Annotated in this window: 15 protein-coding genes and 1 tRNA gene; 14 read left to right on the forward strand and 2 right to left on the reverse strand. The window is 40.5% G+C overall.

Annotated features, from left to right (window positions below):
- Positions 1 to 29: 29 nt before the first annotated feature.
- The 4 genes from GGD38_RS30805 (at position 30) to GGD38_RS30820 (ending at position 4898) form a co-directional block, all read left to right on the forward strand.
- On the forward strand, positions 30 to 1373 hold the full coding sequence (locus GGD38_RS30805; protein WP_375303402.1) for a hypothetical protein: 1344 nt from the start codon (positions 30 to 32) through the stop codon (positions 1371 to 1373).
- A 60-nt stretch (positions 1374 to 1433) separates the two neighbouring features.
- Positions 1434 to 2771: a hypothetical protein gene (locus GGD38_RS30810; protein ID WP_375303401.1), complete on the forward strand. Its 1338-nt coding sequence runs from the start codon at positions 1434 to 1436 to the stop codon at positions 2769 to 2771.
- A 211-nt stretch (positions 2772 to 2982) separates the two neighbouring features.
- Positions 2983 to 3056 (forward strand) — tRNA-Asp (locus GGD38_RS30815).
- A gap of 354 nt (positions 3057 to 3410) precedes the next feature.
- Positions 3411 to 4898 carry a phage integrase SAM-like domain-containing protein gene (locus GGD38_RS30820; protein WP_375303400.1) on the forward strand — a complete coding sequence of 496 codons (1488 nt, stop codon included), beginning with the start codon at positions 3411 to 3413 and terminating at the stop codon, positions 4896 to 4898.
- Positions 4899 to 4983: 85 nt separating this feature from the next.
- Here GGD38_RS30820 and GGD38_RS30825 read toward each other — a convergent pair whose 3' ends face one another.
- On the reverse strand, positions 4984 to 5295 hold the full coding sequence (locus tag GGD38_RS30825; RefSeq protein ID WP_375303399.1) for a helix-turn-helix domain-containing protein: 312 nt from the start codon (positions 5293 to 5295) through the stop codon (positions 4984 to 4986).
- 25 nt (positions 5296 to 5320) lie between these two features.
- Positions 5321 to 5866: a hypothetical protein gene (locus GGD38_RS30830; protein ID WP_375303398.1), complete on the reverse strand. Its 546-nt coding sequence runs from the start codon at positions 5864 to 5866 to the stop codon at positions 5321 to 5323.
- A 118-nt stretch (positions 5867 to 5984) separates the two neighbouring features.
- Here GGD38_RS30830 and GGD38_RS30835 point away from each other — a divergent pair, with 118 nt between their 5' ends.
- The 10 genes from GGD38_RS30835 (at position 5985) to mobC (ending at position 14640) form a co-directional block, all read left to right on the forward strand.
- Complete coding sequence (locus GGD38_RS30835) at positions 5985 to 6290, forward strand: hypothetical protein (protein WP_375303397.1); 306 nt, start codon at positions 5985 to 5987, stop codon at positions 6288 to 6290.
- Between the two features lie 199 nt (positions 6291 to 6489).
- A complete protein-coding gene (locus GGD38_RS30840; RefSeq protein ID WP_375303396.1) occupies positions 6490 to 6723 on the forward strand; it encodes a hypothetical protein in 234 nt (77 codons plus the stop codon).
- Positions 6724 to 6733: 10 nt separating this feature from the next.
- On the forward strand, positions 6734 to 7768 hold the full coding sequence (locus GGD38_RS30845; protein ID WP_375303395.1) for a hypothetical protein: 1035 nt from the start codon (positions 6734 to 6736) through the stop codon (positions 7766 to 7768).
- 70 nt (positions 7769 to 7838) lie between these two features.
- A complete protein-coding gene (locus GGD38_RS30850) occupies positions 7839 to 9194 on the forward strand; it encodes a polysaccharide lyase (protein WP_375303394.1) in 1356 nt (451 codons plus the stop codon).
- A gap of 76 nt (positions 9195 to 9270) precedes the next feature.
- Positions 9271 to 9678, forward strand: a complete 408-nt coding sequence (locus GGD38_RS30855; protein ID WP_375303393.1) for a hypothetical protein — start codon at positions 9271 to 9273, stop codon at positions 9676 to 9678.
- 6 nt (positions 9679 to 9684) lie between these two features.
- The gene (locus tag GGD38_RS30860) at positions 9685 to 10158 is read left to right on the forward strand and encodes a hypothetical protein (RefSeq protein WP_375303392.1); all 474 of its coding nucleotides are present in this window, start codon (positions 9685 to 9687) and stop codon (positions 10156 to 10158) included.
- A 15-nt stretch (positions 10159 to 10173) separates the two neighbouring features.
- On the forward strand, positions 10174 to 10476 hold the full coding sequence (locus GGD38_RS30865; RefSeq protein ID WP_375303391.1) for a hypothetical protein: 303 nt from the start codon (positions 10174 to 10176) through the stop codon (positions 10474 to 10476).
- Between the two features lie 228 nt (positions 10477 to 10704).
- Positions 10705 to 11103 carry a mobilization protein gene (locus tag GGD38_RS30870; protein WP_375303390.1) on the forward strand — a complete coding sequence of 133 codons (399 nt, stop codon included), beginning with the start codon at positions 10705 to 10707 and terminating at the stop codon, positions 11101 to 11103.
- A complete protein-coding gene (locus GGD38_RS30875) occupies positions 11091 to 12599 on the forward strand; it encodes a relaxase/mobilization nuclease domain-containing protein (protein WP_375303389.1) in 1509 nt (502 codons plus the stop codon). Before GGD38_RS30870 ends, GGD38_RS30875 begins: the two co-directional genes overlap by 13 nt.
- 37 nt (positions 12600 to 12636) lie before the next feature.
- A complete protein-coding gene (gene mobC / locus GGD38_RS30880; protein WP_375303388.1) occupies positions 12637 to 14640 on the forward strand; it encodes a conjugal transfer protein MobC in 2004 nt (667 codons plus the stop codon).
- Positions 14641 to 14679: the final 39 nt, after the last annotated feature.

Below are 14679 nucleotides of genomic sequence, written 5' to 3' on the forward strand. Positions count from 1 at the left end.
TTTGAATGGCTTCCTAATTGTATTGCTGTATGAAAATGAAAATTCTGTTGTCCGCATACTTTGTTGCGGTATTGCCTGCGCTTTCACTACAAGCGCAAATTGGCAAACGGTTCGCCTCTGAACGCAAGGTGATCAAAGACCCGGTGACCGGTGTTATGCTTACGTTTTTAACAAGCACGCCCGCCGGTGATGCTAAAATTTACCAAACGCATAATCAATGGACCTCCGATGGTCAGTGGCTGATCTTTCGCAGCGGCCGGGCAAAAGGCGAGGTGTTGGCCGTGAATGAAAAAACAGGTGACCAGGTGCAGGTGACCGAGGGCGGTTATACGGGTATGTTGTGTGTGGCAAGAAATTCCATGAAGTTGTATTACATGCGCGCTGTTGACAGCAGCAAGCAAAGAGGCTCTTTACAGGTGATAGAAACTGACCTGGCAAAAGTACTGGCCGATAGTAAGGTTGGTAAAATGCAGGCTGCACCCGTTTATCAACGTGTATGCGGCACTATTTCCGACTCGCTGAATGGTGGTGGCGATATGGCGCTCGATGCAGAAGAGAAGTGGGTATACTTTCGCGTTAGCCGTTCTGAAGCGGCCAAACATATGGCGCCCGGCGCTAAAATAGAAAGCAATTTCGGTCCGCGTAATATGGGCGCCGGTCCATCGGGACTGGCGGGTATGAACATTACAACCGGCGAAATCAAATACATTGTTTCAGTCCCTTTTCAAATAGGCCATATTCAAACCAATCCCTGGATGCCCGGTGAAATTGTTTTCTGCTGGGAAACCGGTGGCAAATCGCCTCAACGTACCTGGACGGTTATGGCCGATGGCACGGGGTTACGTCCATTGTATCCTGAGTCGGAATATGAATGGGTAACCCATGAAGCTGTTATAACCAAAGACGAAGTTGCGATGGCGATCATGGGCCATCGTAAAATTGCAAATGCCGACACAAGCGGAACTCATTGGAGTGGTGTAAATCCGGGGCAGGAAGCGGCCTGGGGTCCATCAGGTACCCGCGAAAAACCAACGGGTTTGGCTATTGTAAATTTGAGGACAAGAGAAATGCACATTGCCGGGCAAACAAAAAGCGGAAGCGGATTGTGGCATGTACATGGCTCAGCCGATGGCCGCTTTGCAGTAGGTGATGATTTTTCGCGCAGCGTATATTTGATCGATCGCCATATCGGCGAAATGATAATGCTCACTACGGGGCACAAGGCTACTGCAGCCGATCATCCGCACCCTACCATGAGCCCCGATGGAACAAAAATAGAAATTCAATCGGCCATGTTATCGGCCGATAACCGGTCGATGAACATTTGTATTATTCCGGTGCCGGCGGAGTGGTTGAAAAGGAAAGATAAATAGCGGGGATTTTGTAATATTCCTTTTTGTTTATAATTTGTTGGAAACCAAAAAACCTATCATATGACAAAGATTATACTTCGGCTATTTCTTGTATTTATACTCTTCGCCTCGCCAATTTCTGTTTTTTGTGCTGATGATAATTCTCGCTTTTTTTTGACTACTGCCGATAAAGCAATATTTGGAACATGTCCAACTGCAGTTTTATCTTATACATTAACGTTAGATCAGGCAAAAACCGTTTTGGTTGCCGCCAATGGCCGGTACTACCCTGTAATAACCAATGGAATAGCTGTGGTAAATATTCGCATTGATGGTAATGAATGGTATGGCAGTCATTCGACTATGGATTGGACCAATACCTCAAATGCCGTTCAGCACAGTTTTGATTGTATTGCGTTAGCTACTTTACAACCCGGCACACATCTTATTGAATTGGTCGGTTTCAATCATGTATACACGCCTTCGGCAAGTTTTGTCATTGGAGGTTACTCGGGACTTTCGGTTATGACGAATCCTGCGCCTAATTTTCTAACCTCAACCCTTAATTCTGACTCCCAGATCATAGATCATGAAACGCAGGCTTATGGTAATACAGGTGATATTCCTGCTACTACTTTATTGAGTAATTCCGTTTATACTGATAACCCGACAAATGTTGTTACCATGCTATCGGGTAGAGCTTATTGTGCAGGAGGCCAGGGAGACGCTTTATGGGGAATATATCTTAATGATCAATGCCCACAAAGCAGCACATCGAACCTTACAGTCAATGATTTATTCAATGAAGCAGAATTGGGGGCACCTATGTATTGTTTTGCCATGCATACTATTACAGGGAATAACACAATCTCCTTTAAAGCATCTGAACTAACATGGGTAGTTGATATGCCTAATCTGGTTCAATATAGAGTGGGGCAGGATGCAAGGCTTATAACGCTTTGGGGAATGGGCGTGTCGGGATCAGCGGTGCTTAGTAACGAATCGTGCAGGAGAGATAATTGGGTTTGCTCGCAAACTTCTACCAATTATAATCCACCTCACTGTCCGGCTACAGGAACTAATTACACTTTTGCCGAAACAACGATCAACATACCGAATGGGCATAATGGGGTGGTTTTTATCAAAACAGCTACAAGATTACAGGGTGCAGATGCTGATGCCGGTGGGGATGTAAAACTTTGGTTGAATATCGATGGGGAGGATGTAGGTACTGTTGGTGTTCAGCAGTTGAAGGCTCCAAATTGCCTAAGTTCCCGAACGATAGTAGCATCTTATTTAGCTACTGGTGATAAAAGATTAACCCCGGGTGCACATGTGGTGCGGGCATATATAAAAGCAACAGGCTCTTTTAATGCTTTGGCTGTGGCCAGGGATTTACCCTTGGTGTATTTTGATTAGCTGAAAACTTTTTTCAAAAAACATGAAAAAGTATTTTGGTCGTATTCGAAAAATCCTATCTTTGCAATCCCAAAAACGACGCACCCTCAAGGGAAAACGTTCAAAGGATAAGAATCGGTAGGTCAGTGAGTTAGAAAAAAATAAATCGGTTCAAAAAGTTCTTAAAAAAGTAATTTCAATATAACTTTGCAAACCGAAACGGTAAGCAAATGGATCGGTAGTTCAGTTGGTTAGAATGCCGCCCTGTCACGGCGGAGGTCGCGGGTTCGAGTCCCGTCCGGTCCGCTTTTTGTTTGGAAATGAAGCCCGCGCTAGTCGCGGGTTTTGTATTTTTAGGCCCACCTGCGGGTCTATCAAAACCGCACCCAGCAAGGGTTTTAGAAGAATGCACTAAATAAATAACAGTGTATTTTTAGTCAAAAAATGAGTTTGTGTAATAATATTATACAGGACTATGTAAAATTCCACGAAACTCCACAGATAACACCTTGACCTTTAGTATTCTATAACGTTTCTCGGATTTTTTCACTTATATCTTTACATCGCTTGACGATTTTTTAATCGCGGAAAAGTCGCGGAAAGAATTAACGGATAACCGCTGGTTTTTGAATGGCTTTTTCGCTCAAATGATTTGAGGCGATGGCATATCCAGTCAAGGCGGTTTGCGAGGCAAAAGACATTAGAGCAAACGGCACAAGCATTATCTACATTCAATTCTATGCAAAGGATGGTAAACGAAGAATGAATACCGGCCTTTCTATTCCTCCTAAATATTGGAACCAAAAACAACGCATCGTTACCGATAGGTTACCCATCGACTACGGCCTACATACTGAACTGAACAAAGAAATCACCAGGCAACTGAGGCTGACCGAAGACTTAATAGAATGGGGTGAGCAGGAACATAAAACGCCTCTCGGTGTATTTGTCAAGGACACGTTTAGACCTGATCTCGATTTAAACCAGCTTAAATTGGGTATATATTCAGGTGAGCGGTCATCCCCAACCAATCAAAGCAATGTATGCCATACCTGTAATATACTTCCGCAAATAGCGCCCTATAAAGCCATTATTGTACGAACTGAATCGCCTCTCAAAGAGGGAATGATCTTTCCCAACCTTCCAGCAGATTCACCCAAAAATGGTCGCCCCTGGCCCAATGTATTCGATGAAATTAAACACTACATAAGAGACAAAACGGGAGATGTAGATCCTAAAACTCTTCAGGTGTATAAAAACATGGGCGAACATCTGAAGCAATTTGAAAAGCACCGGCAGGAACCGGTCACCTTTCTTTCATTCGACTTCAATTTTTATGATCAATACAAAAAGTTTCTGACCTACGAATATGTACATACCCACCGAAAAGAAATGATCAAGGGAATGAAGCGCAACAGCATTAGTAAGACCATTAAACAATTGCGGCTTTTTGTGCAGGACCGGGCAAAGCGAAAGATCATCCCTCCCATTGATATGTCTGATTTTTCCGCACCGGAGGAAGAAACCGACGCTATCTATTTGAACTTCCAGGAAATTTCACAATTTTATTATTGTGACCTGAGTGAACATCCGCATCTTATTAATGATCAAAAGCTGTTTGTGCTTGCTTGTTTAACCGGTCTCCGGTTTTCAGATTTTTCCGAACTGGTTCCCGAGAGAGATTACCGCGATGGTAAACTGTACAAAAAAACGGAGAAAGGAAACAAATGGGCAGTCGTTCCGCTACGCGATGAAGCGAAGGAAATTTTGCAATACTTCATCAACTTTGGATTTCCTAAAACCTATAGCAGTACTTTTAATGAAAACATCAAGACTATTGGGAGACTCGCTAAACTTTCGCATCCTATTACTTTTTCTTATCAAAAGGGAGGTAAAACCATTGGGGAAACGCGTGAGAAGTGTGATTGGATTACTTCACATACGGGTCGCCGTTCATTTTGCACCAATGAATTTTTAGCTGGAACGCCGATCAAATTAATTATGAGTATTTCAGGTCATAAAAAGGAAAAAGATTTCTATAAATACATTCGAATAACCGCTGAAGAAGGTGCACAATTAATTAAAAAATTGTGGGAAGAGCGAGGAGGAATGCAGGCCTTCATTGCTGCGTTGCAAGTTGCATCCTGAAATGGAAATAAAAAAAGGCCTTGTATAAAAAACAAGGTCTTTTTCCACATCTTCCCGTTAAAATTTTACAGCAATTATTTATCCATCAAATGGGAAGTATCTTAATAATATCGTTATGCAAAAAATACACGCGTGATCGCATCCGGTACGGTTTAAGTTTGCCATGTTCAATCCAGTCATAAATGGTTTGCCTGGTCACACCAAACAACTGGCATACCTCCCTCATCTTATAAAGTGGCTTATACGTTAGACCCGGGACATCTATTGCGGTTGTTGTTTTTACCTGCCCCTTTTGCAGCTTTGCAAGTTCCTCACGTATGATAAGACGGATTTGACCCCAAAACTCTTCCTGCTCCATCGGTATCAAAACCGGTGTATTTGCATTATTTTCTTTCATCACTTCTTACTTTATCACTTCTGCTTTAAATCGACTTCTTTAACCTTTCACGTACACCAGAAGAAACGAGTTCCGAAATCTGATGAACTTCATGCTCCATTATATCATCTGGATCATTGAATGTGGGTTGAAGTAAGTTTTGAATTTCGGCTTTTAAGGATTTGTCAAATTGAAGCAAATCGCTTTGAAGCTGGGTCCACATTATTGCTTTCGCAATTTTATGCCTCTGTAGGTAGTCGCGCACCTGACAACTCGATTCAATCAAGGTCAGCTTTAGGCAATTGATAAACTCTTCCCTATTTGGATAGGCTTTGTAATGAAATGACAAAAAGTTGATGGCCTGTGATGGATCAAGCGCTACTAACCGTTGAATAAACGCTTTATTATACTGGCGGGGATAAGGCAACTTCCGAAAATACAAGTACCAGTCATTTTCTGGTGGGCCGATTTTATATTGAATATAAGGCTTGAAGTTTCCCCTTTCCTTAATAAAATAATAACGGCCAAATATATCTGAGCAAGCATTTCTTAAAAACATGTTATCCATTATCATTTGCTTCCACTTTTTCATACTCAATCTATTTAGTAATGCAATATAATAGCGTAATAAGAGAATTTTTCCCATATGGGAAAATGTGTGAATTAACAGCTACTCGGGAAATTACTTTTGGTTCTTAAAATGTGGTTGAATGGATTTGAGTGCTTCGACGATAGTGTTGATGATTCCTGCTGAGGACTTAAACTTAATAAAAACTCAACAACAGATTATTATCGACAGATTAAATGTACTGACTACTCAGCCAGTACAATATAAAACAGACATACCTGAAAATTATGTTACTGCTATCGAATTTATGGACGCAGTACGAATTCGAAGATCAAAGTTTGATGAGCTTGTTGGTGCGAGCAAGATAAAAACAATTAAAAAGAAAAGGAAAATTTATGTGCCTGTTAGCGAGATAGAGCGATACTTTAAAGATCCATCTATTCAATAATATGCGCGTTAATTCTAAAGGGATTCGTAATGAAAGATAAACTAATGATCAGTTTTTCCGGTGGATGAACAAGCGCCTTTATGACTTACTGGCTAGATCCGTGCCTGGACTGCGAAGGCGGTGGATGCGCTGAATCTTGCGAGGCGTTTTGACTATGTTGAATGGGTTACGTACATGGAATATGTTTAAAAGATGATGTATGACAAAGAACAATTTTTCAATTCGTTTAGGAAACAAGTTGTTAACGTTAGAAGATGATGGCCAGGCTGATGATGCGTTTAAAAAGGACTTTGTCGCTGTTAGCAAAACGAATCCCGCAAGTTTGCAAGAGTTCTTCGAGCGATTAGTTGAGTTGCAAAAGAGTACGAGGGATAAGAAAAGCAGAACTGTAAAGATCGGTAATGAAAAGCGAGGCAATAAAAAGATGCATTGATTGATGTTTTATGAGTTACGATGAATGGAAATATAAGTTGAATATGGAGGTGAGTTCAGACGGTTGGAAATTCAACCGGACAATGCATTTTATCGATCTTAAGTCTGCTTTATATGCATTGGTTGACTACGATCTGGATTGCTATTCTTCGAATGCTAAACATCTAAATATTCCACAAATAAAAAATGTATCTATTACTGATCGATATGGCATCAATAAACTACTTGTTCAAATCGGCAGCAAAACTTTAGAGCAAGATGGAATAAATGTGTTTGGGCAGTTTTATATATTTCCAGAGGGCGTATTAGCGTTCGAGCAGGAAGCATCGGCTTCGCTGGCATCCCTTAAAGGTTATAGCTCCGAACACAATTATGTCTTAGCAGCTTATACTGTACAGGAACCAACCGACCTATTGTTGCCGAGTACTGGCTTAAAACTTATGCGCGAGGGTATTCCGTCATTTAAAAAGGAAAATCTGCCTTTTCAGCTTTCGTTTAACAATAAATTGTTTGTGAGCGATGGCAAGATAAGAAGTAGGCAACTAGTAGACATCATTAACCAGGATGTTTTCCATTACAAGGATATTGTCGCGCCATTTCACGCTATGCTCAATATCACTTATGCTCGAATGGAAGAAAGTTTAGCGTGGGATAAAGGTTTCAATGGATATTTTTCCGGTATTCATTTAAGCGAAATAAAATCAGATGGCACAGGGTATAAAACATTTGCCGCAGTAAATTATCAACATACAACTTATCATCATCCTAAAGGCAAAACTGATGTTAATGGAGCGGTTCTTTCCATTCATTCGTCGTATCTCGACAGAATTGACTTGTCCCCTTTAAAACCGGTAGTGCCCGGTTTTGAATCGCGTAGGTTGCTAGCGCAAATGAATGCTAATATGACTGATATGGCGCCTGCAGCTGGTGTAAATACCATTTTAAAAAAAATTGAAAAGCAGGCTAATAAAAACAAAAGAGTTAATAAGGTTCGAGCATCAAGAAAGGGAATTTCTGTTTCAATCGGAAAAGGAAAAAGTATATGATTAATGTTAAGGCTTGAGCAGTTATACATGTTAAAGCCTCGACCTTGAGAATGATATATAATTAAAACAAATGGAGGGATTTGAAATGTTAGGAGGTAATAGATTAATGAAGAAAGTGAGAGGGAATTATCATGGCGAAGCCGTGGCCAAAGCGGTTGGATGTTATTTTCCTTTTTTTGAAAAAAATAGGTGGCCAACGAAAAGGCTACGGTTAATCGCCTTGTTTTTATTTGTGGTGTCTTTGTGTTCCTGTAGAAAAAAAGGCGCTGATTGTAGGCCCAAAAGCTTACCGCCTATCAACAAGATCGTCAATAACCAGGCTGTGGGCAGCCTTCTTTATTATGAAAATGCGGATTTGGGCTGGTTCAATAATTCTTACGCAAAACTTCAAGCAGCAGCTTACTATTCTATAACAGCTTCGACAATTCAACACTTCAGCGGTACAAAGTCTATACGTTTTGAATTGAGAAACACCGATGCCGAAGTACAAGGTGGAACAAGAGCAGAACTTACGTTTCCGATGGCAACCAGTCCCAAACGCTGGTATTCATTTGCTTTGTATTTCCCTAGCTCCGATTATAAATTTGATCCTGAAGATGAAGTTGTCTCGCAATGGCACCAGGGCGGCAGCGTTACTTCACCACTTTGTCTGCGGACAAAATCTGACCATCTTTTTCTTAGGATACTTGGTGAAACCTGGGTTGATCTTGGTGCTTTGAACAAAGACACATGGCATACCTATATCATGCACGTCAATCACAGCGCCAGCTCTGATGGGTTGATTGAAATATGGCGCGGCGCCCAAAAAATACTATATCGTAACGGTCCCAATGCTTATGCAATTAACAGTACATTTCATCTCCCTTTTTGGAAAATTGGTATATACAAATCCAGTTGGAACGGTAGTCAAACTTCAGCGACTAGTAGACGCGTTCTTTACTTCGATGAAATTAAATTGGGAAATGAATATGCAAGTTATGAGGATATGTTCCCAACCGCCAGTATACCACCAGATGATGTAACCGACACAATAAATCAAGCAACACCATCAACCAGATCTACCGGGAACATGATAACAGATTTTATTCTCGTTAACTCTGCTACAGAAAAAGATGTTTTGACAATTAGAGATGGTGACGTTATTAGTCTGAGTCGCCTTAATCTTACCAAAGCAAACATTCGAGCAAATACAACAACAACTGGGAGTATAAAATTTCAGTTAAGTGGTCAGCAAAGCAAGACTTCTATAGATAGCAACGCCCCCTATGCGCTACATGGGGATGATGGAAAAGGCAACTTCTATTATGGTAGTTGGAATCCTCCGGCTGTAGGAGTTTATTCTTTAACAGCAACGCCTTTCCAGTCAGATTACGCGAGAGGTTCCGCCGGAACTTCTAAAACAATCACTTTCACCATAAGCCGGTAATAAATAAATGTGAACGCTTATCCTTGTGTAAATGGCTTCTAAAACTCAAACATCTTAACTATAAAACTTTTGAAACATGGGAGAATACATAATGTTTACGAAAGAGCTTATTGATGAATTGGCAGTACAGGGCACCGATCTTAATTCAAAAATTTCCTTTGAAAATTATCTGATGAAATCAGGGTATACCCCATTAAGTACAAGACTGTTTTTGAAGGAAGAGCCATTAGAAATCATTAGACTGTCAAAACGAAACGGCCAAACTGTATTCAGAAATTTCGCGGATAAAAATGACAAAGGGACGCTTATGGACTTTATTAGAAACAGGTCGATGGAAGACGGGCGGGTGTGTCCAAACGCGAAGGTGCACACGTTCATGGCAGCAGTTGAAACAGCGACCAACTTTTTGCAAAAACATCCTGGACGCATCAAACCACGGGTTTTGCAAGAATTGGCAAGCAAAGTAGTCACTTACAAAATATAGGATACGATGGAACTGCCTGAATTCATTGAGAGGAATGTTACCGAATTTATGAAGCCAATACAGGACGCCGGCTATACAAATCTGCCACGTGAAAAGTCAACCGGATCGCTCGAAGCTCAATTAAAATCCTATCTCCTTTTTGCCTTCCACGAGCAGGCCAGAGATCGCGTGTCAATGGTTTGGTACGGTGAAGACCTCGAAAATTCGAATTTTAGTTTAACGATAACTACGACTTTCAACAGTGACCCTATACAGTTTACGTTTAAGGGAAAATTTGATCCGAAGTATGAATATCCGGCTGAACTTTCTGGACTACAAGTTAGCAAAGGCGATCACAACGCTTTTTATCCTTATAGCCGGAATGGAAAATTACCAGAACCCAAAGACGTGTATCAAGCTTCAATCCAGCCCTTGCAAATGAAATCAACTAAGTGCCCCAGACTGATAAAGAAATGGTTTGGCGGAAGCAGGAAACTTTAATGCAATATATTTTCTATGGCAGTATTTAAGAAAGACATTATCACATTCAGTAACGGGCGACAAATCAAAGTGCCGGGCGGAATATTTACTATAATATCATCTCTTGAATTGGCTGACTATTATTCCAGGTTAGTCTTTTTCTATGATCACGACTCAAAAAACAATAAAGAAATTACCTCAGTTAAAAACATTTATAACTTAACTAAGGAAGAGCTTATTGAGGTTGCCGATTGTATGATTGCGCTTTGGATTGACCTAAAAGATAATGTTCGCAGGTACGGAGTAGACAATCCGGAAATATTCAATGTAAGGTTATAAAATGGTATCGTTTTATGCACAGGTAAGCCTTGTAGGCACAGATTGAATATATAAGCTTTCTTAAAAAGCTCTATATCTACGGGGACATACCGGCGACTGTCGTTTGTCGCCAGCAAGATGTACCGTTGTATCACACAACGGGTTTTGGCTACTCACTCCGAAGTCGTGTAGCCATGAAAAAGACTGCTTCGGAACTCAGCAGTTAATACACTGAATCGGGAGGTGTCTATGGGTAAATTTAAAAAAAAGACGGGTGAACCAAGAAAGTTTTGGTGTCATATTCGTCTTACTGAAGCTGAACATAATTTGTTGAACGAACGATTGAAGACGACAACGTTTCGCATGGTTAGTGAGTATGCAAGAAGTGCAATTTTCGACAAACCCATTACCATTCTAACACGCGATAAATCGCTGGATGAGCTTATGCAGATACTCATACAGCTACGTGTTGATCTTCACGCTTTAAGTAAAAATTTCAATCAGGTTGTAAAAAAGGTAAATACTATTCCCAAAACTGATGCAAATGTTTGGGTGCCCTATAGCTTAGAGATGCAGCAAGAGTTATTGAGACGCATTCAACAAATTCAGAACAAAATAGACTTGTTTTCAGATAAATGGTTACAATAATTGGTAGTGGAGAAGTGATTAGAGGGGCAGTCTCATATAATGAAAATAAAGTTAAAGATGGTGATGCAAAGCTTTTGGCTGCAGTCAGGTATCCCAAAGATTTGGGACAACTTTCATTTAAAGAAAAGTTGAATGTTTTGCAACGCCTAGCTGATTTGCGACCGTCAGTAGATCATCGATGTGTTCATATTTCTGTCAATTTTGATTCCTCTGATAATCTTTCCAACGAGCAACTCTTGGAAATCGCAGAAAGGTATATGGAAGGAATTGGTTTTGGCTACCAGCCGTATCTTGTATATAGTCATTTAGATGCTGCCCATCCTCATTTGCACATCGTCAGCACTCCGATAAAGGCCGATGGCGATCTGATCCGGCTGCATAACCTGGGCAAAACTACCTCTTCTATTGTTAGAGAAAAAATAGAACGCGATTTTAATTTGGTACGGGCAAAAGGCCGCAACAGTATTGACCGGGCGGTAATACGGCCAGCTGACTTGACAAAAGCGCAATATGGTAGGCGCCACACTAAAGCAGAAATCAGCAATGTTGTTCGGAGTGTGTTTCATCATTTCAAATACACTTCATTTGGAGAATTTAATGCAGTATTGAACGCATTTAATGTTACGGCTGATCCCGGCCAACCGGGAATGCGAATGCATGAATACGGTGGATTGCTTTACTTTTTATTAGACCCGGCAGGAAATAAAATTGGAAAAGGTATAAAAGCCAGCGCAATATTCGATGAGCCTACGACTAAAAAATTGAAGGAAAGGTTTGTAAAAAATGCCTTGAAAAAGGATGATTACAAGGGACGCGTATGCAGGGTTATTGATGATGTCTTAGCGAAGGGTGGTAGCGAAACGCAACTTTTAAATGAACTTGATAAATATGAAATTTCAGTAGTTGTTCGCAAGAATAAGGATGGAAGAACGTATGGAATTACATATGTGGATCGAAAAACATTTCATGTTTTTAATGCGTCAGACTTAAAAAAATATCCTGGAGCAGTTCTGTTATCAAATCTGCTTCGGAAAAATGACGACTCAAATAATTCAAAAAATAACCAAGTCATCACAGAAGCTCTTTCTTCAACAAAATTTGACGCCGGAATAAACTCCGTTATGGTACAATGGTTGAGTAAGGGATTGTTATTGAGCGCTGAACCAGTTGAGGGCGAAATTCCAAGCTATATTATGCGGCATTTAGCATCACCCATTACCCATGATTTCCTGTTACCATACAAGTTTGCACGATACCTGCATGTGAATGGTGTCTCCCCTGAACGAACTAAGTATTTACAAGACCAATTAAAGAATTCGTCGCCGGATTTGATATTATCAATTCTTAATGACGTGCACGATATAACCAGAGAGAAGGCGATTAGCCATCTCATTAAAATTGTTGATGATTGTTTTGAAGTAGCCGAAAGTGGTCGTTCAGTTTCGTCCGCTCTGTTACGAGAGGCAAAGAAGAAAAGTAGACGAAGACGTTACTAAAGTAGAGTTGGCAATGTGAAAAAGAATGGAGGTGTATATGAGTACGGGAGAGAATGAACAGAGCCTGAGGGCTATAATTGACTTATTTAGAAAAGTAAGTGTGGTGATTTTGGGGTTGCATTTTTTAGTCAGCTGTTATGCCGCATTTAAGGAATGGCACTTGACGCATCCTATGATTGAGAGGCTAATATTAAACCTCGCCAATTCAGGGATTTTTGCAAACAACTACCTGTCAAAACTAATAGCCCTAGGTTTGTTGATTGTATCGTTGGTAGGCAGTCGTGGCAAAAAGGACATTAAGGCTAAAGCTGCAAAGGTCATTTTACATATTGTTTTTGGAATTGCTTTTTACTGGGGAGGTGTTATCTGGTTTTACTTCGACTTTTCGATTACCGCAACAGCAGTTTTATATATTGTTACTACAAGTTTGGGGTATTTATTCGTTCTTTCTGGTGGCGCTCGTATTAGTCGACTCATCAAAGTACGGATGAGAGATGACATTTTTAATAAAGAAAATGAAACCTTTCCCCAAGAGGAACGATTGCTTGAAAACCCTTACAGTGTTAATCTTCCAGCAAAGTATCGATACAAAGGAAAGGTCCGGCAAATGTGGATCAATTTAATCAATGGTGCACGCATGTGCCTCGTTTTAGGTTCTCCCGGTGCCGGTAAAACGTACTTTATTATTCGACATATAATAAAACAGAAGATTGAACGTCGGCAGTTTCCGGGCATGCTGCTGTATGATTTCAAGTACGATGATCTCGCAAAGATTGCCTACAACTCGTGGCTCAAGGCAAAACATTTATATAAAGTTGTTCCCCGATTTTTCATCATCAATTTCGATGAACCTATCAATAGATGCAACCCCCTTGAACCTTCAAGTATGCGAGATATTACCGATGCAACAGAAAGCAGCCGGACAATTCTTTTGGGTCTCAACATGCAATGGATTCAGAAAACCGGAGATTTTTTTGTTGAGTCTCCAATAAATTTTGTTACAGCAATCATTTGGTTTTTGAGGAAATATAAAGATGGAAAGTATTGCACGCTTCCTCATGTTATTGAACTGATGCAAATGGAATATGAAGATTTATTTCCGGTCCTAGGTACCGAACCGGAGATAGAAGTTTTGATAAACCCATTTATTACGGCGTACTGTAACCGCGCCATGGAGCAATTAGAAGGGCAGATTGCCTCAGCGAAAATTGCATTAGCACGTTTGGCAAGCCCGTTACTATATTACGTGTTATCTGGAAACGATTTCACACTTGATATTAATAATCCTACTGATCCAAAAATCGTTGTTCTTGCCAATAATCCGGAAAAAACGCAAACTTATGGTGCAGTTATCTCCCTGTATTTAAACCGTGTGTTTCGCATACTTCCCAAAAAGGGTATGGAAAAATCTTGCATCATTGCCGATGAATTCTCCAGCATATTCGCCAATGGCATCGAAAATTTCCTGGCAATTTCCCGCGGCTATCGAATTTTTGTCTATCTGGCAATCCAAAACATCGCTCAATTAAGAAAGAGCTACGGGCGTGAGCAGGCCGATGTCATTTTCAATTTGGCAGGTAATATTCTATGTGGCCAGGCGACCGGTGATACAGCAAAAGGGGTTTCAGAAATCATAGGCAAGATTATACAAGAGCGTGAGAGCGTATCGATTAATAGAACTGAAACTAACGTTAGCCGAAGTACACAACTAGATAGTGCTGTGCCCCCGGCCAAGATTGCAATGTTATCCGCAGGTGAGTTTGTGGGAGTATTGGCTGATAATCCTGATCAGCAAATGCAACTAAAAGCTTTTCATGCTGAAATTCAAAATGACCACGCTGCAATTAAAGCTGAAGAAGATGCTTATAGAGCATTGCCTAAGCGAAATATCCCCCCTATCGAAATTCAAAATAACTATATACAGATCAAAAATGATGTCATTGAGATTATTGAAACTGAAATTGAACGGATAAAAAACGATCCGGATTTAGCCCATTTGTTGTTTGTAAAGGCTGATTCAAATAAAGGGAGTTCGGAATGACTAATTCGCCTGTGAGTTTTGATTTCTTATTTTTTGGTC

The organism is Niastella sp. OAS944, from assembly GCA_024809215.1.
In the GTDB taxonomy this organism is placed as follows: Bacteria; Bacteroidota; Bacteroidia; order Chitinophagales; family Chitinophagaceae; genus Niastella.